Origin of the sequence: Bacillus sp. G402 (assembly GCF_051172515.1) — a bacterium.
GTDB lineage: Bacteria > Bacillota > Bacilli > Bacillales > Bacillaceae > Bacillus > Bacillus altitudinis.
In genome coordinates, this window is sequence record NZ_JBPIZC010000002.1 from 655,564 (window position 1) to 677,718 (window position 22,155).

The 22,155-nt window shown below is 41.0% G+C and carries 28 protein-coding genes; 6 read left to right on the forward strand and 22 right to left on the reverse strand.

What is annotated here, in order from left to right; genetic code table 11:
* Position 1: 1 nt before the first annotated feature.
* The 3 genes from ACSBQP_RS11950 to ACSBQP_RS11960 are packed head-to-tail and all read left to right on the forward strand — an operon-like array spanning position 2 to position 2,311.
* Positions 2-844, forward strand: a complete 843-nt coding sequence (locus tag ACSBQP_RS11950) for a transporter substrate-binding domain-containing protein (RefSeq protein ID WP_008343547.1) — start codon at positions 2-4, stop codon at positions 842-844.
* A gap of 16 nt (positions 845-860) precedes the next feature.
* The gene (locus ACSBQP_RS11955) at positions 861-1,571 is read left to right on the forward strand and encodes an amino acid ABC transporter permease (protein ID WP_265154607.1); all 711 of its coding nucleotides are present in this window, start codon (positions 861-863) and stop codon (positions 1,569-1,571) included.
* Complete coding sequence (locus ACSBQP_RS11960) at positions 1,568-2,311, forward strand: amino acid ABC transporter ATP-binding protein (protein ID WP_046526747.1); 744 nt, start codon at positions 1,568-1,570, stop codon at positions 2,309-2,311. The genes ACSBQP_RS11955 and ACSBQP_RS11960 overlap by 4 nt, the downstream gene beginning before the upstream one ends.
* A gap of 104 nt (positions 2,312-2,415) precedes the next feature.
* On the opposite strand, the gene ACSBQP_RS11965 is transcribed toward ACSBQP_RS11960, so the two are convergent.
* The 3 genes from ACSBQP_RS11965 to ACSBQP_RS11975 form a co-directional block, all read right to left on the reverse strand.
* A complete protein-coding gene (locus ACSBQP_RS11965) occupies positions 2,416-2,916 on the reverse strand; it encodes a YwgA family protein (RefSeq protein WP_007497715.1) in 501 nt (166 codons plus the stop codon).
* A 30-nt stretch (positions 2,917-2,946) separates the two neighbouring features.
* Positions 2,947-4,248, reverse strand: a complete 1,302-nt coding sequence (locus ACSBQP_RS11970; RefSeq protein ID WP_007497716.1) for an HD domain-containing protein — start codon at positions 4,246-4,248, stop codon at positions 2,947-2,949.
* Between the two features lie 170 nt (positions 4,249-4,418).
* Positions 4,419-4,640 carry a DUF1450 domain-containing protein gene (locus ACSBQP_RS11975; protein WP_003215259.1) on the reverse strand — a complete coding sequence of 74 codons (222 nt, stop codon included), beginning with the start codon at positions 4,638-4,640 and terminating at the stop codon, positions 4,419-4,421.
* 242 nt (positions 4,641-4,882) lie between these two features.
* Here ACSBQP_RS11975 and ACSBQP_RS11980 point away from each other — a divergent pair, with 242 nt between their 5' ends.
* Positions 4,883-5,683, forward strand: a complete 801-nt coding sequence (locus ACSBQP_RS11980) for an RsfA family transcriptional regulator (RefSeq protein WP_056704187.1) — start codon at positions 4,883-4,885, stop codon at positions 5,681-5,683.
* 35 nt (positions 5,684-5,718) lie between these two features.
* On the opposite strand, the gene ACSBQP_RS11985 is transcribed toward ACSBQP_RS11980, so the two are convergent.
* The 19 genes from ACSBQP_RS11985 to pta all read right to left on the reverse strand — a co-directional run bounded on the left by ACSBQP_RS11985 (position 5,719) and on the right by pta (position 19,910).
* Complete coding sequence (locus tag ACSBQP_RS11985; RefSeq protein ID WP_008343557.1) at positions 5,719-5,952, reverse strand: DUF5970 family protein; 234 nt, start codon at positions 5,950-5,952, stop codon at positions 5,719-5,721.
* Positions 5,949-8,225 carry a glycosyltransferase gene (locus ACSBQP_RS11990; protein WP_144716431.1) on the reverse strand — a complete coding sequence of 759 codons (2,277 nt, stop codon included), beginning with the start codon at positions 8,223-8,225 and terminating at the stop codon, positions 5,949-5,951. Before ACSBQP_RS11990 ends, ACSBQP_RS11985 begins: the two co-directional genes overlap by 4 nt.
* Before the next feature lie 103 nt (positions 8,226-8,328).
* Positions 8,329-8,814: a tetratricopeptide repeat protein gene (locus tag ACSBQP_RS11995; protein ID WP_019743229.1), complete on the reverse strand. Its 486-nt coding sequence runs from the start codon at positions 8,812-8,814 to the stop codon at positions 8,329-8,331.
* Between the two features lie 39 nt (positions 8,815-8,853).
* Positions 8,854-9,699 (reverse strand): lipoate--protein ligase family protein, encoded by an 846-nt coding sequence (locus tag ACSBQP_RS12000; protein ID WP_212357085.1) that lies wholly within the window; start codon positions 9,697-9,699, stop codon positions 8,854-8,856.
* Positions 9,700-9,932: 233 nt separating this feature from the next.
* Positions 9,933-10,328, reverse strand: coding sequence for an SMI1/KNR4 family protein (locus ACSBQP_RS12005; RefSeq protein ID WP_435028441.1), 396 nt, complete (start codon positions 10,326-10,328; stop codon positions 9,933-9,935).
* A 32-nt stretch (positions 10,329-10,360) separates the two neighbouring features.
* Positions 10,361-10,636 carry a hypothetical protein gene (locus tag ACSBQP_RS12010; RefSeq protein WP_159145205.1) on the reverse strand — a complete coding sequence of 92 codons (276 nt, stop codon included), beginning with the start codon at positions 10,634-10,636 and terminating at the stop codon, positions 10,361-10,363.
* 65 nt (positions 10,637-10,701) lie between these two features.
* Positions 10,702-10,974, reverse strand: coding sequence for a hypothetical protein (locus tag ACSBQP_RS12015; RefSeq protein ID WP_017368246.1), 273 nt, complete (start codon positions 10,972-10,974; stop codon positions 10,702-10,704).
* Positions 10,975-11,002: 28 nt separating this feature from the next.
* Complete coding sequence (locus ACSBQP_RS12020) at positions 11,003-11,365, reverse strand: hypothetical protein (RefSeq protein WP_017360093.1); 363 nt, start codon at positions 11,363-11,365, stop codon at positions 11,003-11,005.
* A 74-nt stretch (positions 11,366-11,439) separates the two neighbouring features.
* The gene (locus ACSBQP_RS12025) at positions 11,440-11,766 is read right to left on the reverse strand and encodes a hypothetical protein (protein ID WP_048002985.1); all 327 of its coding nucleotides are present in this window, start codon (positions 11,764-11,766) and stop codon (positions 11,440-11,442) included.
* Positions 11,767-11,778: 12 nt separating this feature from the next.
* Positions 11,779-12,174: a CDI toxin immunity protein gene (locus ACSBQP_RS12030; RefSeq protein ID WP_017360095.1), complete on the reverse strand. Its 396-nt coding sequence runs from the start codon at positions 12,172-12,174 to the stop codon at positions 11,779-11,781.
* Positions 12,175-12,185: 11 nt separating this feature from the next.
* The gene (locus ACSBQP_RS12035) at positions 12,186-13,721 is read right to left on the reverse strand and encodes a T7SS effector LXG polymorphic toxin (protein WP_375830703.1); all 1,536 of its coding nucleotides are present in this window, start codon (positions 13,719-13,721) and stop codon (positions 12,186-12,188) included.
* 11 nt (positions 13,722-13,732) lie between these two features.
* A complete protein-coding gene (locus ACSBQP_RS12040) occupies positions 13,733-14,011 on the reverse strand; it encodes a YwqI/YxiC family protein (protein ID WP_375830701.1) in 279 nt (92 codons plus the stop codon).
* A 4-nt stretch (positions 14,012-14,015) separates the two neighbouring features.
* The gene (locus ACSBQP_RS12045) at positions 14,016-14,414 is read right to left on the reverse strand and encodes a YwqH-like family protein (protein WP_375830699.1); all 399 of its coding nucleotides are present in this window, start codon (positions 14,412-14,414) and stop codon (positions 14,016-14,018) included.
* Positions 14,415-14,588: 174 nt separating this feature from the next.
* Positions 14,589-14,855, reverse strand: a complete 267-nt coding sequence (locus ACSBQP_RS12050; RefSeq protein WP_017360098.1) for a hypothetical protein — start codon at positions 14,853-14,855, stop codon at positions 14,589-14,591.
* A 13-nt stretch (positions 14,856-14,868) separates the two neighbouring features.
* The gene (locus ACSBQP_RS12055; protein WP_435028442.1) at positions 14,869-16,203 is read right to left on the reverse strand and encodes a TRAP transporter large permease subunit; all 1,335 of its coding nucleotides are present in this window, start codon (positions 16,201-16,203) and stop codon (positions 14,869-14,871) included.
* 43 nt (positions 16,204-16,246) lie between these two features.
* The gene (locus ACSBQP_RS12060; protein ID WP_375830695.1) at positions 16,247-17,125 is read right to left on the reverse strand and encodes a prephenate dehydrogenase/arogenate dehydrogenase family protein; all 879 of its coding nucleotides are present in this window, start codon (positions 17,123-17,125) and stop codon (positions 16,247-16,249) included.
* A gap of 11 nt (positions 17,126-17,136) precedes the next feature.
* The gene (locus tag ACSBQP_RS12065; protein WP_017360099.1) at positions 17,137-17,808 is read right to left on the reverse strand and encodes an RraA family protein; all 672 of its coding nucleotides are present in this window, start codon (positions 17,806-17,808) and stop codon (positions 17,137-17,139) included.
* Positions 17,809-17,950: 142 nt separating this feature from the next.
* Complete coding sequence (locus ACSBQP_RS12070; RefSeq protein ID WP_046344706.1) at positions 17,951-18,802, reverse strand: MurR/RpiR family transcriptional regulator; 852 nt, start codon at positions 18,800-18,802, stop codon at positions 17,951-17,953.
* Between the two features lie 136 nt (positions 18,803-18,938).
* On the reverse strand, positions 18,939-19,910 hold the full coding sequence (gene pta, locus ACSBQP_RS12075; RefSeq protein ID WP_017360101.1) for a phosphate acetyltransferase: 972 nt from the start codon (positions 19,908-19,910) through the stop codon (positions 18,939-18,941).
* Positions 19,911-20,149: 239 nt separating this feature from the next.
* Here pta and hemQ point away from each other — a divergent pair, with 239 nt between their 5' ends.
* Both hemQ and ACSBQP_RS12085 read left to right on the forward strand, forming a co-directional pair.
* Positions 20,150-20,920, forward strand: coding sequence for a hydrogen peroxide-dependent heme synthase (gene hemQ / locus ACSBQP_RS12080; protein ID WP_017360102.1), 771 nt, complete (start codon positions 20,150-20,152; stop codon positions 20,918-20,920).
* A gap of 67 nt (positions 20,921-20,987) precedes the next feature.
* Positions 20,988-22,148 carry an MFS transporter gene (locus tag ACSBQP_RS12085; RefSeq protein WP_017360103.1) on the forward strand — a complete coding sequence of 387 codons (1,161 nt, stop codon included), beginning with the start codon at positions 20,988-20,990 and terminating at the stop codon, positions 22,146-22,148.
* Positions 22,149-22,155: the final 7 nt, after the last annotated feature.

The window sequence follows — 22,155 nt, forward strand, 5'->3', positions numbered from 1 at the left end:
CATGAAAAATAACAGAATATTCAGTAATCATTACATCATCGGCCTGCTTCTACTTGGTTCATTGCTCCTTGCCGCCTGCGGAAATAATGAGCAATCGGATGAAATCAAAGCAGAAGCAAACAATAATGACCCGGATGCAAAAGAAATCGTCATTGGGACAGGGAACGCCTATCAACCCTTCGTTTACTTAGATGAAAACGGCAAATTAACAGGCTACGAGAAGGCTGTATTAGATGAAGTGGATCAGCTGCTACCACAATATAAATTTAAATATGAATCCTTTGAGTTTAAAAATATTCTGCCTGCTTTAGATGCCGGTAAAGTTGATCTCGCTGCACACCAATATGAAATCAATGACGAGCGTCAGAAGAAATATCTATTTGGAAAAGTTGGCTATACAGATTATACAAGTTATGTGGTGGTGAATAAAGCATCCGGTCATGACTTTCAAAGCCTGGACGATTTAGCTGGACACAAAGTGCACACCTCTACAGGAAGTAATTTCGCTTATCTGCTAGAGCAATATAACGCAAAGCATGATCGGAAAATTGACATTGTCTACGGGGATGGCGGGAACGAAATTTTAGTCAAAAACCTGCAGAATGGCACGGTCGATGCTGCCTTACTCACAAAGTATGACGTCAATAAGCTAAACAAACAGTTCAATGCTCATCTTGTGACATCCGGAAAGCCTGTAAACGTATCTAAAACGTATTATTTATACCAAAAAAACAATACAAAACTTCAAAAGGACATTGATCAAGCCCTGCAAAAACTGATTGATAACGGCAAGCTCGCTGAATTGTCTAAAAAAATATTGGGCGGAGACTTTACTACATCATAAGAAAGGAGCGATCTGAGTGGATTTTGACGTTGCTTTTATGTTTCAGGCCTTTGTAGCCGCACTTCATTATTTGCCAACGACGCTGCTATTAGGCTTTCTTCCGCTAGTATTCGGCTCCATCTTTGGCTTTGGTATTGCCCTTATCCGTTTTTATCAAGTGCCTGTATTGTCTCCATTGTTCAAATGGTTTGTGGCGATTTTTAAAGCCATTCCTGTTGTATTAATCTTGCTCGTATCTTATCTTATTTTTTCCGATTCGCTCGATCAATTGGCTGCATTTCTTTCGCTGCCCATCCGTTTTAGCGATTTAGATAGACGATGGGTTGCCATTTTCGCCCTTTCTTTATATGCCGTCAGCGGGTTATCAGAGATATTTCGAAGCTCTCTTGCGTCCATCCCAAAGGGTCAATTTGATGCCGCTCTATCCGTTGGTTTCACAGGCAGGCAGGTGTTGCGAAGAGTGATCATTCCACAAGTCTTTCCCATCTCTCTTCCTTTACTGAACAACATGCTCATCAGTTTAATCAAAGCCTCTTCTCTCGTCTCTATGGTGTCTGTGGTCGATATTTTAAACGGCGCTTTAATCAAAGCCAATGTGAATTACCGTTATCTTGAAGCATACATTGCTGTTGCCCTTATTTACTGGGCTTTGTGTGCCTCTATTGAAGCCATCACTGCTGGATATGAGAAATATGTACACAAAAGTAAAAGGGGGCGGTTCGCATGATTCACATCAAACAAGTGCATAAAGCATTCGGTCAAAACCAGATTCTAAAGGGAATTGATTTAACGGTGGAAAAAGGCGAAGTCGTTGTCATTTTAGGTCCGAGCGGCTCTGGGAAATCAACATTTCTCAGATGCTTAAATTTTCTTGAGCGTGCGGATCAAGGTGAAATCAGCATTGATCAGACCACTGTCACATTCAATCAAGCAAAACCGAAAGACATTCTAGCAATTCGCAGAAAAACAGCCATGGTCTTTCAGCAATACGACCTGTTTATTCATAAGACAGCACTTGAGAATGTCATGGAAGGCTTAGTCATTGCCCGTAAACAACCGAAAGACCAAGCCTATGACACAGCACTCCAATTGCTCAAAAAAGTAGGGTTACTAGAGAAAAAAGATGCCTATCCGCATCAATTATCTGGCGGACAGCAGCAGCGAGTAGGTATTGCAAGAGCACTTGCATTGAATCCGGAAGTCATTTTGTTTGATGAGCCGACCTCCGCTTTAGATCCCGAGCTTGTAGGTGAAACACTTGACGTCATTAAACAAGTGGCACAAACCGGGGTCACCATGATCATCGTCACGCATGAGATGAGCTTTGCCTATGATATTGCCGACAGGGTCATTTTCATGGAAGATGGTGTGATTGTCGAATCAGGCACACCAGAAGAAGTCTTTGAACAGACGAAAGAAGAACGGACGAAACAATTTTTAGCAAGATTTTCTTATCATCATTCCTAAAAAACAAGTCGATCCATGAGGTCGACTTGTTTCTGTTTCTATATGCGTGCAAAATAAAAACCAGCCTGTTCTAGCCATTGGCTATCACAAACTGGTTCTTGTCGTTAGTTCAATTCCTTCAACTGATCAATATAAGCAAGGGCTGCCTCAAATTCTTCGTCCGTATAGCGCTGCTTGCTTTTAATGGTGAAGACCTTTTCCTTTACCTCATCTTTTGGCAGATCATCAAAGTATAAAATCGTTGAGACAAGCTCTAGAAAACGAGACGATTGCTCATTCATCTGCTGCGTCAGCACTTTGAGGTCAGGCATGTCCACTTCACACTGATCGAGAAACTCTTTCCCATTGTCCGTCAGCGAATAACGATATTGATAGTATCCGCCCTTTTTTTCCTTCATTTCGTCCAAGAATCCAAGGTTGCACAGCTCTTCAATTCTGAGCGTCAACTCCTCTGAATAGGGGCCATAAAAATGAAAATCGTATTTCTCGTAAAAAGGCAAATCTAGCTTTTTTGCTATGTAAATCATTTTTTGCAGCTTCTTCCGTCCAACGATTTCCCCAGATTCAGAGAACACCTTCATCAACTTTGCATGCTCTTTCAACAAATTCCCGACATCTCCTTTTTCAGTACTTCCTTATCCCAATCCAAGCAGCTTCATGATCGCCTTCTTTTCTTCAGCTTTTTCCGACATATCTACAATTAAGTCCATCGGGAAATAAAGTTTATGATCGGTTCTTCGTTTACCGGAAATGGCGTCAACAATATCTGACTGTCTCGACAGTTCTTTAATATGACCACTTTGCGTCAAAAGGTGGATCGGCAGCCGCTCTTCTTCTTCGCCCGGTCTATAAAAGTCATAAGGCAAATCAGAGGAAGAATCGACCACTAAATAATAGTCAGGATCAATTCCTGCTTCTTTGAACAAAGCAGTCAGCTTGAAATATTTCGTCATTTCTTCGTTAGGATTAAACTCTGTATATTGGAATAAACGGCGGTTCATAAAACGGCGGCACAAATCAGCCAGCACGTGATCTTCTTCATCTTCCCACGCCTGAAAATAAAATAAGACAATGGATTCATCCAGCTTAATATAGTCCTCTGTGGTGACATTTCCTTCAAAAATTGAATAAAAATGAACCGGGGCATGTGTAAAAATGTAGCCAGTTTCATGCAGCTCTTTTGCACGATGGAGGATTTTTGTTAAAATGACCTCCGCGCTGCGGGTCACTGGGTGGAAATACACTTGCCAGTACATTTGATAGCGGCTCATAATATAATCCTCTACGGCATGCATCCCGCTCTGTTTCATCACAATCTGATCTTCTCTTGGACGCATCACGCGTAAAATACGTTCCATATCAAAGTGACCATAGCTGACGCCTGTATAGTAAGCATCACGCTGCAAGTAATCCATTCGGTCGGCATCAATTTGACTTGAAATCAAACTGACCACCTGTTTGTTTTGATACGTTTTGGCAATGACTTCTGCTACATGCTTTGGAAAATCGTCACTGACCCGGCGCAGCACTTCATTTACTTCCGTCTGCCCTAAAATGATATCTCTTGTAAACGATTCATGATCTAAATGAAAGACCTTTTCAAAGGAATGAGAAAACGGACCATGTCCAAGGTCATGAAGCAGGGCGGCACTCAGTACAAGCTCACGCTCCCCTTCATCCCATTCGGGTCTTCCTTTAAACACATCATCCACAATTCGTCTGACAATCTCGTATACACCGAGTGAATGATTAAATCGGCTGTGTTCTGCCCCATGAAACGTTAAATAAGTGGTGCCTAGCTGTTTAATTCGTCTAAGGCGCTGGAACTCTCTCGTTCCGATTAAATCCCATATCAATGCATCCCGTACGTGAACATAGCGGTGCACAGGATCTTTAAATACCTTTTCTTCGGATAATTTCCCTTTTGGATACGCCATCGTTTCGTCCCTCTTTTTTTAAGACGTGTTTCTATTATATCGGGTAACTTTTCCCGAAAACATCCTTGAATTTGCTGGCGAATGTGTTCTCATAGATTGAACGGACGTAAAAAGCCCGACCTGACAGGGACGGACCTCTTTTTAGGTCGACTGAACACATTCAGTGACATTTATTTGACTTTTTTTTGAACCTTTTCGAGTAACTCATCTTCTGTTGGTGCGGATAATGGGCGATTGTTCACAAACGCAAAAGCCTTTTTTCGTCCTGGACCGCAATACGATTGACAGCCAATCTCAATTTTTGCATCAGGGTCAACCGATTTAAGTCGAGGCAATAACGTTTTTAGGTTCGTCGCATCACAATCGTCACATACGCGAAACTCATTAGCCATGTTCTTACGCTTCCTTTCAATGATGAAACTTCATTCTATATGAAACAGTTGGACAACTAAGAGTGAATAATATACCACCCAACATTGTACATCGAAGCGACTGGAGTTGCAAGAAGCATTGTCAGCACAGAGACGTATTCACATAAAAGCTAGTATTTTCCACTATCCTTTTAGCAAACTTGTATAAACCTTCTTCAACTTGGCTAATCTAATACCATCAAATCTTATGGGGGTTTAAACACATGTCAAAACAAAGACAAGATGCTTGGTCAGAGGAAAATGATCTCCTTCTGGCAGAAACCGTCTTACGTCACGTCAGAGAGGGCAGTACACAGCTTAACGCATTTGAAGAAGTTGGAGACAAGCTAAACCGTACCTCAGCGGCATGCGGATTTAGATGGAATGCTGTCGTGAGGCATCAATATGAAAAAGCATTGGCACTTGCCAAAAAACAGCGTAAACAACGCATGCGTGCTCTCGGCAATGGACAGCCTGCGAAAAAACGTTTGCTCTATCAGCCGCAAGTTGAAGAAACGATCACACAGGAAGAGTTCTCTCAAGAACTGGAACCTGCGCAAGAAGAAACGTTTGCACCTGCAGCCGAAACAGCCGACCAGCTTCAGTTTGTGGATCAAAGCTACAATGAAGAGTTAGCTAGTTTATCACATTTATTGTCACAGGCTTCTCAAGTGACAGAGAAAAAGCCAGAAGCCAATCCATTTGGGCAGCGCCAAGAGTTAACCATTGAGGATATCATTGATTTCTTACGCCGCTATGAAGGCGATGGACAGCAATCATCTGCCTTACGGATGGAAAACAGCCGGTTAAAACGAGAAAACAACGAACTTTCACATAAAGTCACGCAGCTAGAAGCTGAAGTGAAAAAGCTTGAAAAGGATCAGCTCACCATTCAAGAAGATTATGAAACACTCGTCAAAATCATGAACCGTGCAAGAAAACTAGTTTTGTTTGAAGAGGACGACAGTGCCGCACCAACCTTTAAAATGGACCGGAACGGCAACCTTGAAAAAATGGCAGAATAAGCAAAAAGTGCTCCCCACCTGCGGGAAGCACTTTTTTAAATATCCAAAAATAGCATCACACTAAAAAGGACATTGATCAAGAAGACGAACATAAAAATATACCTAACTTGCCTCACCTGAAAATCACCAAAGATAAAAATATAAAGCCCTGCGATACCAAGCGTCAGTACAGGTTGAAGAAACGGCACGAAAAGCGAAATGCCGTAACCGGCTCCTATGATGACAGGAAGCCATAGTAAATAGAGGTAACCGCCATTTTTGGATTTCAAGAAACCACTCCCTCTCTTTCTTCTATCTGCTTGATTTCAGGCTGAACAAACTTGAGTCCGGCCATTGTACGTCTACGTTTTTGTGATGTCCAAATCGCAATCGCCGGCTGATCCGTTAGAGATTCTGTGTCAATGGTGAGCAGCACTTTCCCATTTAATTCAATTGAATCTTCAAACTCAATTTTGCACCCAGATAAACTGATATCATGTATGATCACCGGCATCTTCTCTTCTAGTCTGTCCTCATAGGCGATCGTGCCTGTCACACCTTGCAATGGCCTTCTCATCCATTTGCGACGCAGAGCCTTTGGTACCTTCTCCGTTTCTCTTAAAAAGCGGAGAAACGTCCGAACAGCATACGATTTTTTCTCACGATCCGTCATCGCTACATGCTCTCGTGTGAATAAGAAACGGATCAGTGATAAATACTCTGATTTTTGTGTGTCAGTAAAAGCAACACCAACCATCAGCTTGTCTCCCTCTGGATAGCTCCAAACCACATCACACGACACACTTTCATTCTCTGAAAAAAATAATTGCGTTTGTCCTTGATAAAGAGAAGACGCTTGGTCCAATGGAATGGATAGACGCGCACCTGAATCACTCATATCTAGTAGAAAACAAGCAATAGACTGATCTTGATGATCAGAACGAAGATGCCCCTCTTTTTCAATGACAAATCGCTCTGATTTCCGATAACGCGGTCGATCAAACGCCACAAGCAGTGCCATGAATAAGCCTGCACCGTTATAAAGCACCCAAAAAATATTAATCAACATGAGATCAGCGTTCATCGTCCCATTTACCTTCACATCGTAACCTATTTTCACAAGGGCAAGCAATGAGAGCAGCAAGAAGAGCAGATGGGGAATCATCGTTTTCAAATGAAAATGCCTTTTGTCCGTTTGAATTCCCTTCGGTGTCACCAGAAATTCAACACGTTTCTTCAAGAACAGTTCACTGAGTGCCACACCAGCTAAGTGGAATGCCATTGAACTTTCATAAATATGACTCCAAAACATACTTCTTTTTTGATTCGACACAAGTTTAAATGCTAAATACGAGCTAAAGAACGCCGGCAGCCAAAACATGAAAACGGACTGGAAATCTGCCCAGAAACTTTGAATACCAAACAATAAAAACAAAATCGGTGTGAGAATATAAATCATTTTAAACAAACCGTTAAACCAATACACAATGCCATCTAAATAAAGAACACGCTGCATAATCGTTAAGCCGCGCACCTTCAAAGGATTAAACTTACGGGCACACTGAATGTTCCCTCTCGACCAGCGATCTCTCTGCTTTAACAGATCAAGCCAGCTTTCAGGTGCCAGACCGACGGCTAATACTTCTCCGACAGACACAGATTTGAATTTCCCCTGGAGAAGCATTCCTGTTGCCATGTCTTCTGTAATCACTCCAGTAGCAAATCCGCCAATTTCATCTAATGCCGTTCTTCTAAATACCGTATTACTCCCAACATACATGACGGCATTAAACCGATCCTTACCAGCTTGGAGAGTTTGCATGAAGAAGTCCTGCTCATTTGGAATTCGATCTTTCGAGAACATATTATATTGGAAAGGATCTTCGTTATAAAACGCCTGTGGAACTTGAACAAACGCAGTTGCTCCATCATGAAAATAGGGCACTGTTTTTTCTAAAAAGGAAGGAAGAGGGACCATATCTGCATCAAGTGTCAGAATCAGCTCTCCATCCGTTTGAGACATCGCATGATTTAAATTACCTGCCTTAGCAAATCTGTTATCTGTTCTTGTCAGATAATGAACACCAAACTCAGAAGCAAGCTGCTCTACAGCTTCCCTATTGCCATCATCACATAAATAAATTTGAACGCTTTCCTTCGGATAAGAGAGATTCAAACAACCTGCAACAGTGCGTTTCAGCACCTCAATCGGTTCATTATATGTAGCTATGAAAATATCAACTGTTGGCAGCCTTTCAAGATCACTGATCATGACTTGTTTCCGATTTGAAGGCTTCCAAACAAGTGTATAAAACACAAGCAGCTGGATAAACCCAATGCATTCACAGGCAACAAGCAAAATGCCCATGACAATATTAAAAGTACCTTCATGCGGCAATGTAAAGAAGAGACGCCAGCAAATATAGGCAGCATTTGTTAACACACATAGCACAATGATGATTTTTTTCACAGTAGAAGCCATTGGCTGGATACGATATATCATATACAAAAGAGACAAAATACAAAGCATAAACAGCGGGTAATACGTGGTGATGAATGACAAAACATTTTCCTTCTTTCTTATGTCATAAAGGACTATCACATATAAAATGTCATAGCAAAGGAGGGGATTCTTTCATAACATTGCCCCTCCATGTCTATATAAATCATTTCCACAATCGATCTAACTGATTTGAATAAAAATCAATGGCCTTTCGATAACTCAAAATAGCAGGATCGTTTGTCGTCTCAGTTAAACAGTTCAGTAATATTTCCATTGCTTTGCTATGTTCATTTAAATTATACAAAGTCATGGCATAAAACGTTTGAATGGCTTTATTATGCGGATAAGCTTCCATCGCATGGAGGAATATCTGTTTTGACTTTTCATATTCCCCTAAGGTTCTGTATGTACTTCCTAATCCTAAGAAAGCATCTTCTCTTTCTTCTGAAGACAAACCTAGCTCAAGGGCCCTCTCATAAAAAAAGACAGCTTGTTTTTCCTTCCCTAACACATCATAGCTCCAAGCACATTGATAGTGAATGGAGGCATGATCTGGATACTCTTCTACAAGACGGATGAGCATGTCATTGGATTCTTGAAGATGGCCATTTTCTCGAAGTTCAATCGCTTTCAGAAGTTTCGTTTCCATTACATCACCTCTATTTTTAAGATGGCTGGAAAGATATGTTTACGAGAACACTTTCTCATTCCGCTCAATCATCCGTGTCATGTTCTTCTCAAACTCCAGCTGTTCCTCGGTGGTCAGCCCTGAAGCGGTCAGTTGCTCGCTCAGCTTTTGAAGTTCTTCTAGTAAAAGACGCATGAGAAGCGCACAATCAATGGGTTCTCCAGTTAATTCTGATAGGGATGCCATCGTATCAGGCTGTATATCAGGGAATACCGCTTTCACCTCATGCCTTCTATCCTTTAAGGCCGCCTCATAAAAACGGCGAATCAAATCAGCTCGTTCCCGGCCGCTTCCATCTGCACACAAATAGATTTGCACAGCGACTCCTCCGCGTAATCTACGCTGAGAAATGCCGGCAAATTTCTTTCCATTGATGCTCAAATCGTAGCTACCTGGACAGTAAGAGCCGACAATTTCATAGGCTTCAATGTCCACCTCATACATCGACAGCATCCGGCGGATCAATTCCACCATCGCATCATATCCTCGGTCAATATCAATGCCCTTCTTTTGTTCCGCAAAGATTAAAGACACATTCAGTACGCCTTCATCCAGCACAACAGCAAGACCGCCTGAATTGCGCACAATGACGCGATATCCCTCTTCCTCAAGAAGCTTTACACCATCTTGGAGAAATGGAAGTCTTGTATCCTGAATCCCAAGAACGATCGTATTGTGGTGCACCCAAGAACGTGCTGTCGCTGGTGAGAGTCCTTTCCCGACCGACGCACAAAGCGTATCATCCATCGCAAAAGATTGCTTTGGGTCTACATAGAGACCAAGGCTCGATTGATCTATGATTCGCCATGTCGGCTGTGTCAGTAACTCAATAGGTTCATTTTTCATGTCCTGCATATCCTCTCGTTCATAAACTGTGTTTATTATAACATGGGGGGAGAATGAGAGAGAAAAAAGCTCTATGACAAGGAACGTCACAGAGCTTTTCAACTGGATTTGGTTTTCTTGTTCTTCCTTTTCGAAATGAAATAAACAGCTGCAATCAAAACGACAGGACCCCCAACCACGAGGCATGCAGCGATCAATGTGTTCCACGGCAAATCGATCATCTCCTTAATAGACTAAACTTCTATGAAACAGCCGTGACTTACCCAGCTTAACAAGTCTTCAGCCACCAATTCCGCATGCTGAGGGTCCATCACACCAGCATCGACAATCCACACTTTTTTCTCCTCTTCTGCCTGCCGCATAAGAAATACTCGCCCGCCGCCATCATCACCAATGGCTACATAGCCGCTTGCATAATGATGGACTTCCCATGTTTTATTGCGTTCTACTATGTCCTCAGTTCCGTATAGAAGAACATCGCCTTCGACGGAACATCCATTTGTCTGTTTCAGCAATGTCTTATAAGCATGGGGTAGCACTATGTTTAGCTGGGATTCTGCCTTTTTGATATGTATATCACTTGCTGGTTTGTTTATGACCAGGTTGGGAATCTGAGAAAAATGAATCATTTTGAAAGCCTCCTAAAAGGATGTACAAGCGTTTATTCAGCTGATTTTGGCATAATTCTTTTATACACCCGCAGGAGCACTTTTAATAGAAAATAGAAAATGATGACATCGAGTATAAAACCAAAAAATAGAAATTCAACACCATAATTTGAATGCAGGACTAGCCAATCAATGGGAAAACCCCGATAAACCGAACCGGCATGTGGGACATAAACCCCTCTCATAAAAGCTGTCCCAATGACGAGAAGAACACTGATGCTTAATAGCCAATTGACTGTTTTTTTGTTGATGTGTTTTTTCTGATTCATACGAATTCCTTTCTGTGTTTTTGTATCGCTTTTTAATAAAAAGACTTCTACATATCACTATATAATCAATACAACAATTCTTTTAGTAGACTTTCCGCTTTATGTAATTCATCTAAAAATGGATTTAGATAATCATTATGACTATCCAAGTAAGCCCTAACTCCGCCAATGATAAAGACTTTTTGGAGATCATCATTGGCTTGCATGATTCTTTGGGCATTCTTGTATCTTCTATATATTAATTCAAGTACACCTTGATTGATCTCTTGCGAATATTCTTTTTCTAGGATGTTGATGACCGTTTGGATTTGTTTTGTTAGTTCTTGTTTTTTGTGCATTTAATGCTCCTTAAGACTTTGGCTCATACTAATAAATATCTAACCGTTGACAATTAAAACTTATAAAATCGCCTTCATTTATATCTCCCGGTATATTGTAATCTAATTCTAATAAAAGTCCGCCTACCTTCACTTTTTCATCACGCTTATCAATTAATTGTCCTAAAAAACTATAACTGAAATTATCATCTAATTTTTCAATTCTATACTCTGACAATTCAGCTTTCACTAAGTCTGACACGTCTAAACAATAAATAGGTTCTAATAGTTCATTTTCTTCAAGGTAATTTAATGGTTGAGCAAAACACATTATTTCCAGTTCGCCATCTGTTACAATCACTTCAGCTTCTGAGGCTTCTTGTGAAATCCAGTTTATTTTTTTTATTTTCAATACGGTCACCTTTTCTATCACTTATTCTCATTTTTTTCGAAAAGAACCTGGTCTTTCCCACTCCTATTAGAGGTTCAGTTAACGATACATTCAGGTGAAAATTTCACAAAAACAGAGTTTGTACCATCATCCATCATTCTTTTTAATTCCTTACCTAATGAATAATTAGAATCTGGTTCTGTTTGCAATACACAAACAATATTTCCACCCTCACCTTGAGTAAGACAGGTTAATTGTAAATATTCATTGTTATCATAAATAAAAGAAACGATGTAATCATAGAAATTACCTTCTAGGTTATCCTTATTTAATTCCTCCGTAAAAACTCTAACTACGGTTCCGGCCCATATTTGAGTATCATCTTCAACTTCCTGAACAGTTATCCAATCATTATTCATCATTCTATTACATCCCTACTTTAATCCTACTTTCACTTCACCATCATGAAATATTTCAATAACATAACCAGAAGATGGTGAAAAAATCCATGTATCAAAACTGACTGCAGTAACATCATCTATAGCTTCAAAAACTTTATCTAAAGTAGATTGAATAATTGGTAACGTCCCTTCATCCCAAATGATATAAACAACATCATTATACTCATCCATTTTTTGATTTAAAAAGGATTGTATCTCATCAAACGTATTCACTTCAGCATAAGAAGATAAATTTTTCCATTCAATTTGCCCCCAATCAGAAAATGGAAATGAACTTTCAAAATGGCTTAATATTTTCTCCCTACTATTATCATATAAAACGTGTACATTCTCACCAAGTGCCTCAATACATTCTTCAAATAAACTCATATAAAATCTCCTTATCTATTCAGATGTTTTAATAAAGATTTAAAAGTACCTTCGTTACCTTCAAATGGTATAGCGATTTTCTTTGCATTAGCTCCTTTGCCATTACGAAAATCTTCAATATTTATATGTGGTCCCTTATTAGGATCATAATCTAATCTCCATCTTACTTTTCCGTCAGCAGACTGCCTACCGACAACTTTACCATACCCAGCACTCGACTTAAGCGTACCTGTATATGGTTGTGCATTGGGTCCTAGGTCTCCAACTAAGTCTACTGTCTTATTTCTGGCTTGTTCATAGGTTTTAACTTTATCTAATATTTGTTCTCCTCTTCCAATACCCTTTGCACTCTTCTCAACCCTCTTAGCTACCTTCTCCCCTTTAATAATCTTAAAAACATATTTCCCCACTTTAACAATGTTAGCGCTTGGAACCATGTACACCCCTGATACCAAACGATCCATACCTGCGACTTTATCACCTGTTATTGGATCTCTTCCTGTAATAACCCGAATCGCGTCGTTTATTCCTGTAAATTCAACTGCTGCATTTAAAATATTTTGGAGTTGATCGCCTGTTTTCACATCAGAAATCGGTTTAACGCTCTCAATCGTTACTTTGTTTTTTTCTGATATCCGTAACCGATACAGCATTCCATCTCTCATGACTTCAACCGTCTTTGCATTTTCGAAGTTAATCTTTTTGTACTCATTTAACTTGTATACTTTTCCATTTAAGGTTACGGTGGTTTGATTAATTTTACTAGACGACATTTCTCGAACCACCGTATCCACATTCGCCTGTTCTTTCTCATTCAATTTCTTCAACATGATCATCATCGGGTTTTCTTTCATGTTGTCTATTTTGTCATTCAATCCGCTGATCGTGCTGCTTATTTTTTCTTCTTTTCCATTTTTGAAAATAGACCCTTTTTGATAGCTCGTGATGTCGATTTTTGGACCGGTGAACATGGTGCTTAACGTGTTGATGTATTGCTTCATTGTTTGCAATGCACTTGTTGTTTCATTCATAGCACTTGTTTGTTCTCTGTCAAAGGCATGGAGCAGTCCAATGGTTCTGGATGTCTCAAGCCACGCTTTTTGATAGCTCTGTTGAAAAGCAGACTCGTCTACATGAGGCAAGTGAACGATATGACTGACCCTGCCGATCGCCTGGCTCACATCTGAAACAATGTCAGAAATCGCTCGCTCTGCTTTTTTTAAACCTGAATCAAGTTCGTGTTCGATGAATGTTTGTGAAATAAAACCGTGTTGATTTGATTCAAGGGCATGAAGTGCCTGTTTTGTTTGTTTGAGCGCAGAACTGTATTCCTCAATGACAACCTGAAAGAATTGCAGGAAGGGAATATGGCATTCTGTATAAAAGGAGCGGATGGCTTGTCCTGCCTCTCCCTTTAGTGCGCCATCAAGTGAGATGATCTGTTGGATTTGTTTTTCTATGGAGCTAATCTGTTCTGATTGCTGCTTCAATGTATTCAGCGTTTGGTCAATTCCGTTTATTAGCGCAAAAGCATCAAGGGTTTTCATTGCGTTCTCCTTTATTTTCTTTTACTGCTGGAAGCAAGCGCCTTGTCCGTTTCGATCATGGTGTTCACCGCTTGTTCTGTTTGTACAAGTTGTTTCTGAAGAATGTCTATATAGGATGTACTTAATTCGTTCAGCTGCTGATTGATTTTTTCTAATGTGACTGCCGTCAGGAGCTGATTTCTTCCTTTGATGGTTGTTGGAAGTGTTGCATTCATTTGAGCGCCTGATTGTTTTGCATGCTGCAATACTCGTTTGACCTGACTGGCATCTATTTTAATTTCTCTGCTCATGTGACTACCCTCTTTTTTCTTCCAGTTGTTTCTGCTTTTCTTTCTCTATTTTTCTTTCAACCGAATGAATTTCATGTTCTAATGAATGGATCTCTGATTTTAAGTCGCTGATTTTCTCATCAATTCGGTTCACTAGATTGGTCAGCTGTATACTTTTTATCTCTTGACTGGCGGATGCCATCTCGTCTCGAATGTCATCAAACGTATCTGCGAGATGGCCAAACCATGTATGTGATGTCAGATCTGGATGAGTCATTTTCTTGGTAGCATCTGCCAGAGCAGACTTTGCTTCTTTTATTTCTTTTCGACTCATGCTCAGTTCTGTGATTTGTTCTTTTTTTATGGATATGTCTGCCTTTAACGAATACAAGGCTGTTGTATAACCGATGATAGCTCCAGACATCGTCAAACACCTCTATTCCTCAAATAGTCCTCCGTTATGTTACCATTTACTAGCACAAGAGGCATATGATTGAAAACGAATTCACTAAAAAATGAATCGTATGTATTGGGTTTTTATACCTAATTCACACGCACAAAAAAGCTGAATTCATCAACTGAATCCAGCTTTTCATGCTTATTTGAGCGAATCACCTGCTGATGCTGATGGATGATCGCTAAATGAGGTGTCTTTCTTCTCAGGGATATAATGGAGTGAAAACCCGACAAGGCTAAAAAAGGCACTTAACACCAGTGTTGGGTTTTTAAATAGGTTCGTACTTGCAATGATCATATCTCCCTTTTGCAAGAGAATTCCTAGTATTTGACCGAATACCAACAACGTTCCTGACGTTAGGAATAGGACAAGCAGCACTTTAAATAAGAATTCCATCAATACTCTCATCTGTTTCTCCTTTCTATACGGGAAGTATCTCCATTCCAATGAGCCAGCCAATGCCAACGATCGGAAGCATATAATAGAGGATCAGTGGGATAAAGGTTTTTTCTGGTCTGGCCCCTGCAAGACCAGAAGCGATAAATATGGATCCTGATGCAGGCGGGGAAGCGCCTTCAGTTGATGAAAAAGCAAGAATGGCAACTACAGCCACAACTGGGTCCACTCCAACTGAGATTAAAGCTGAAAATGAGACAAGCCCAACTGCTGTTAATGTCGCTGTTGAAGATAGAGGGCCAGCCACCAGTGTGACAAGAACACCCACAATGAGCACCATGAGCCATTTCGGAATGGCAAGTACTGATGTGATTTGCGTCAAATCATCTGCGAGCCCTAATTCTGCAAGTACTTGACTAGCAGCCACTGCAAACAGCATCAAGGCTCCGATCGTTGTAAACTTAGGAATAGCCGACTTGAAAAACTGAGACCAATCAAGTGCAGACGCCTTTTTTCTTCTAATTGTTAGACTAATTAATATCATGAGAATCGGAATCCACGTAATTAAAGAAATTTGATCCATTGCCTCCGGTCCGATGTTTGGATTACTTTTTAAGTAGCTTGCAAACGGACCAATGGTGATCATGATAGGAATCAAGGCACCGAAAAAAATAAAGATCGACTTCCACCCTTGTTTTACTGCTTCCCAGAAAGGAAGAATATCATCTGGCGGCATGGCCTGAATTTTATTCTTTTTCACCAGAAGATACACCAAAATAAATCGGTATACGACTTGATACAGTCCTCCTATTAGAAGAGCAATATATAAATCTCCCTCAGATACAAGGGCCGCAACCGGGGCAAACCCAAGCATGATAAACATGGAAGAGTTCGGAGGCAGTGCCGCTCCAAGTCCGCCATTCCCTGCTAGAATCGTGGCCGTATGGGTCCGGCTCCACCCGGATTTAATCATCCAAGAGGCGGTGATAGAGCCAGTCGCAGCTGTGTTTGCAGAATTTGAACCTGAAAGAGCGCCTAACACTGCTGAACCTAACGTACTCATATAAGCCGCTCCACCAGGAAGTTTGCCTACAACCGAATTTAGGATTCGTAAGAGTGCATGAATTAATTCCAACTTTTCGATTAAATAGGCCATGAATACAAATGCGACAGCTGCATAAAGCACCTCATATGTGGATGCAAAGATTAAACCATCCCAGAAAAGTCTTAACGCATCCAATCCGCCAAATAATGTGGTTGCAATAAAGCCTAGTAGCATGGCTTCTCCCATATTCCGTTTCACCATAACATTCCATATAATGATGACAGCTATGAACACAATCAACGCAATAAAACCCATATCGTTTCTTCGCCTCCCCTTTATTAAATAAAACGCTTACAATTTATTCCCCTTGCTGCATCACGTCAATGACTTCTTCCCAGCTAGCAGGTTTTACCCCGTCAAATCGTTCAGCAAAGTGAAAGTCTGCTAATCTCTCAAGCTTCTGTTGTGCTGCCCGAGACATGCTGGCATCAATCTCTGCTTCATCTAGCATTTCAATAGAGCCAAGCAGCTCAACCGCCCGTCTTTTTGCATGCAATGCACTCCCTGTCACAAGACGGTTCATGGTCTCTTCAAAACTTTTGCTATCGATTGTATCGCTTAGTGAAGAAATCACTTGATGTTCCACATTATATTTTTTGGAAATTTCCAAAAATTCAATCAAGAGACCGACAATCCCCTTCATATAAATGCTTCTGATTAGCTTTAGTGCCGAAGCATCTCCTGGCTGGTCACTAATTTTTTTGATATTCATGCCATAAGCATTCATCACTTTCATGAATTGGTCAACTCCACTGCCGCTTGCCGTGATCGGAACCTTGTGTTTGTTGATTGGAAGAGGCCCTAGCATGGCGGCATCTACAAATAGCGCTTCTTGCTTTTCAATTTCGTTTGCTACTTGTTTTTTGATGTCTGGTGTTGATGCCGATACATCTACATATAATTGATTCTTTTTCAAACTTCCCGATACGGATTGTGCCACTTCTAAGGTTTTATTCGCTGGCACAGCTGCAATCACAAGATCAGATTTCTCAATGACTTCGCTAATACTGCTCGTTAATTGAACGCCTGTTTGCGATGCTTTTTCTTTCAATGAGCCAGCTAATTTCTCACTTTGTAATAGGACATCATACGCATAAAATTGATTTAATCCTTCTGTTTTCAATCCCGTTGACAGCTCATATGCTGCTTCACCATATCCGATAAAGCCTATTTTCATCACCGATTCCCCTATCCTTGAAATTTTCTCATTCTGCCTTCCAGCCATGCCGGTGCTAAGAGACTGATGTCTTGCTTTCCTTCGTCCACATACTGTTGAATCGTTTTTAATCTCTGATGTTCATACGCTTGTTTCTCTTCCGCTAGTGTCAGCAGGTGTTCCGCCTTTTCCTTTGGAACGATGACGACTCCATCATCGTCAGCAATGACTAGATCACCTGGGGCTACTTTGACACCGCCGCACGAGATGGTTTGATTCAATTCCCCAGGACCATCTTTAAAAGGTCCGTTTGGCATAAATCCCTTACTGTAGATTGGAAAAGCCAGCTCCTCTAAAGAGAGTTTGTCGCGAACAAGCCCGTCAATCACGATTCCTTCTATTCCTACAGCCTTTGCTGAATGTGCCATCAATTCCCCTAAATAGGCATGACCCTTATGGTCTTTCCCATCCACAATCAGTACATCTCCTTCTTTAGCAGAGTAGATCGCTTGATGAAGAAATAAATTATCCCCTGGCCGTAAGCTAACAGTAAAAGCTGTGCCGACTACATTCATGCCTTTCGCAACTGGTTTGATCTGATGATCCATCGCGCCGGTGCATCCCATTACGTCTGACAGCAAGGTCGAGTTAAGCTTTTTTGCCCTAGCGATAAGATCATTTGACACGAAATGAACAGTACTCATTGTTTCCATCATCCCCTTTGAGTTATATTCATTACACTTATTTTTATTAAAGTAATATTTATTACTTTCGTGCTATGATCATACCACCTCATTTTCAATTAGTAAAGCGCTTTCAAAAAATAAAAAAATGAGTTCCACACGACTAATGTGTTGTGTGGTAACTCATTTTCGTTAACATATGATTGATTTGATCTAAACGTGGTTTTGTTCTTTCAGGATCATTCATCGCTAAGGCACTTAAAATGTAATCGACGATAAAGATAGCAGATACGACAGAGTTATGAGAGCCTACACTTGCTGAGGAACATGGTAATACATATTGTGCATATTTGGTTAATGGAGAGCTGTAGCTGTCTGTGATTAAAAGCACTTCCACCCCATAAGACTTCGCTACTTCGAGCAAGTCCTTCATGCGTTTTGCATACCGCGGATAGCTGACCGCTATAATGAAATCATCAGAATGAAAATGAACGAGATCATCCACCCAGTCGCTTTTGTCTGCATCAATGTATTGGCAATTCCCCAATAACCGATTGATTCCGAGTGACAGATACTCACCAACAGGTCTTCCACTTCGAACACTTGTACACAAAACGTGGCGTGCACTGGCTATTTTCCCAACAATCTGCTGAAAAGTTTCTTCCGTGATATTGTCTAGCGCATACTGGATATTTTGAAATTGCAGTTCTACATGGTCATGCAGGAGCTTATTCTTATTTGAATGCTTGAGATTCGCTTCAAGTCTCGTTTGAGGGTCGGCTTTATGCTTCATAGCTGACTGAAGCTCTTTTTGGAACTCAGAAAAACCGGAATACCCCATCGCAGCAGAGAATCGCATGATCGTTGCTGTACTCGTCCCGACTTTTGACGCCAATTTATCGACAGTTAAAAAAGCGACTTCCATTGGATTTTGTACGATATAATCTGCAATTCTCCTCTGCGCATCGGTTAAAAATGCGACCTTATGCTGAAGTTTATATATTAAATCCTCCATTATAGCACCTGCCTATCCTATCGGCTTTATCTACGATTCGTGTTTTCTTTTCACTCTTTATTGTACACATTTGGACAAAATAAAAAAACAGCCAGCACGAATCTATCGTACTGACTGCTCTAGTCGAGATGCTATTTTATAGTGCTTGAGCTGCTGTAATCAGCGCAAGATTGTAAACGTCTTCGGCATTACAGCCTCTTGAAAGATCGTTTACTGGCTGATTTAGACCTTGCAGGATTGGACCTACAGCTTCAAAGTTACCTAAGCGCTGGGCAATTTTGTAGCCAATGTTTCCAGCTTCAAGGCTAGGGAAAACAAATACGCTAGCATCGCCTTTGATGACGGAATCTGGTGCTTTTTTCGCTGCCACTGAAGGAACGAAAGCTGCATCGAATTGGAACTCTCCATCAAGAACAAGCTCAGGTGCTTTTTCTTTTGCAATGCGAACCGCTTCAGATACTTTGTCTGTTTCGTCTGATTTTGCTGAACCTTTTGTAGAGAAGCTAAGCATTGCTACACGTGGTTCGATGTCAAACATTTTTGCTGTGTTTGCACTTTCGATCGCAATTTCAGCAAGATCTTGGCTGTCTGGTGCAATGTTGATCGCACAATCAGCAAACACATATTGCTCTTCGCCGCGAGCCATAATGAAGACACCAGAAGTTTTCTTTACGCCTTCTTTTGTTTTAATGATTTGAAGTGCTGGGCGCACTGTGTCAGCAGTTGAGTGTGCTGCTCCGCTTACAAGGCCGTCTGCAAGACCTTTATAAACAAGCATTGTACCGAAGTAGTTTTCATCCAGTAATGCTTTTCTCGCTTGCTCTTCTGTCGCTTTGCCTTTACGTCTTTCGACGAAAGCTTGTACAAGATCGTCAAAACCTTCATATGTATGAGGATCATACACGTCAACACCATCAAGTGTAAGACCTAATTCTTTTGCTTTTGCTTCTACTTCTTCCTTCTTACCTACAACAATTGGCTGCAATACTTTGCCATCTGCTAGTTTTTGAACGGCTGTTAGAATGCGTTCGTCCATTCCCTCAGGAAAAACGATCTTAACTCCTTTACCTGCAACCTTTTCCTGAACTGTTGAAAAAATATCTGCCACTTCAATACCCTCCTTGATTTTACAAAAAAAGCGTTCTCTTTTAAGCATACTCTTCTTCTACATAAATTCAAACTACCAACTTACATTATAGCGCTTACAATTTAAATTCTTATTTTTCAAACTAATTAAATCAATTTCTAGAAAAGCGTTTTCGTCGTTCAAGTTTTGATCACATCTTCATTTGGACAAACTATGTTATAGTTGGAACAGATGGAAAACTGTAAATAGGAGTGAAAGAAATGAGCGAACAACATACAACAAATGAAGCAGCTCAAACACTAGATGGCTGGTATGCGCTGCATGATTTTAGAACGATCGACTGGACAGCTTGGAAGCTGCTGACAAGCGATGAGCGTCAAGCCATCATTCATGAGTTCACAGGTCTATTAGAAAAATGGAAAACAGCCGAGCACCATCAGGCTGGAAGCCAAACAATCTATAGTATTGTCGGCCAAAAAGCAGATATTATGCTCATGATTTTACGTCCGACCATGGAAGAACTAGGTGAAATTGAACTTGAATTCAACAAGACACGACTAGCCGAGTTTACGATTCCAGCTTATTCTTACGTGTCAGTTGTTGAACTCAGCAACTACTTAGCAGGAGGCGGAGATGGCGGAGACCCTTACGAGAACCCGCACGTACGTGCGCGCCTCTATCCTGAGCTTCCTTCTTCTCAATATGTCTGTTTCTATCCAATGGATAAAAGACGTTCTGGCAATGACAACTGGTACATGCTTTCAATGGATGAACGTAAATCCCTTATGAGAAGCCATGGCTTAATTGGCAGAAGCTATGCTGGGAAAGTAAAACAGATCATTACAGGTTCTGTTGGCTTTGATGATTATGAGTGGGGCGTCACTCTTTTCGCTGACGATGTGCTTCAATTTAAAAAATTGGTTTACGAAATGCGATTTGATGAAGTGAGTGCACGTTACGGCGAGTTTGGTTCCTTCTTTGTTGGAAACCGATTAGCAAACGAGCAGCTAGCGTCTTATTTCCATGTATGATAAACTCTTAAGGCTTCGGATCTCTCCGAAGCCTTTTTATGTATTTGTTTAGAAAGGTGATCTCATCATGAAAAACTTCCCCATCGCTATTTTTGCGTTAACGCTCGGTGCGTTTTCGATTGGCATGACTGAATTTGTGATCATGGGTCTTTTGCCAAATGTCGCAAATGATCTCCATGTATCTATTTCTGCTTCAGGTCAACTGATTACCGGATATGCACTCGGTGTCGCAGTTGGCGGCCCTATTTTAACGTTATCAACTGGAAAAATGTCGAGAAAACGTCTCCTCATCCTATTAATGATTCTTTTCGTGGCGGGAAATGCTGTCGCCGCTGTATCGACTTCTTATGGTCTGTTGATGGCTGCACGTATTTTAACGTCATTTGCTCATGGTACCTTCTTTGGTGTCGGCGCCATTATGGCTGCACGGCTTGTACCTAAGGAGCGAAGCGCAAGTGCGATCAGCTTCATGTTTACAGGACTGACAGTAGCCAATGTACTGGGTGTGCCATTTGGTACCTTTATAGGAAATCAATTCGGCTGGCGCATGTCATTTCTCGTCATTGCCGTCATTGGTCTCATTTCCTTAATCGGTATTATCAGTTTAGTACCAAATCAATCGAAAGAAGAAGTATTAGATATTCGAAATGAAATATCGGTGTTGAAAAAGCCGCAGGTCCTCGTCTCCTTTGCGATGACGATTTTTGGTTTTGCGGGTGTGTTTACCGCCTTTACGTATATCAGCCCGATCCTGCTGCAAGTGACTGGCTTTCAGGAAAACGGGGTCACCCTCATTCTTGTCCTCTTTGGGCTTGGGGTCACCATTGGGAATTTAGTCGGCGGAAAGCTTGCCGACTGGAAGCTGATGCCGAGTATTATCATCACATTGATCTTGCTGATGGCTGTTCTGTTGTTATTCACATATACATCTGCCTTTAAAGTGCCTGCCGTGCTGACGATTTTTGTGTGGGGAATTATTTCATTTATTCTCGTTCCTACCTTGCAATTCCGCACGATGAACATGGCACATGAAGCCCCGACACTCGCATCAACGCTCAGTCATTCTGCCTTTAATATTGGAAATGCCGGCGGTGCAGCGCTTGGCGGTCTTGCTATTGAAATCACACATTTACAGCTTGTCCCGCTCTTTGCGGCAGGTGTGACATTCATTGGATTGATCATTACGATCATGAGCTATCAGTCAGATAAACGAATCAAAAGGACCTGAGGGCAGG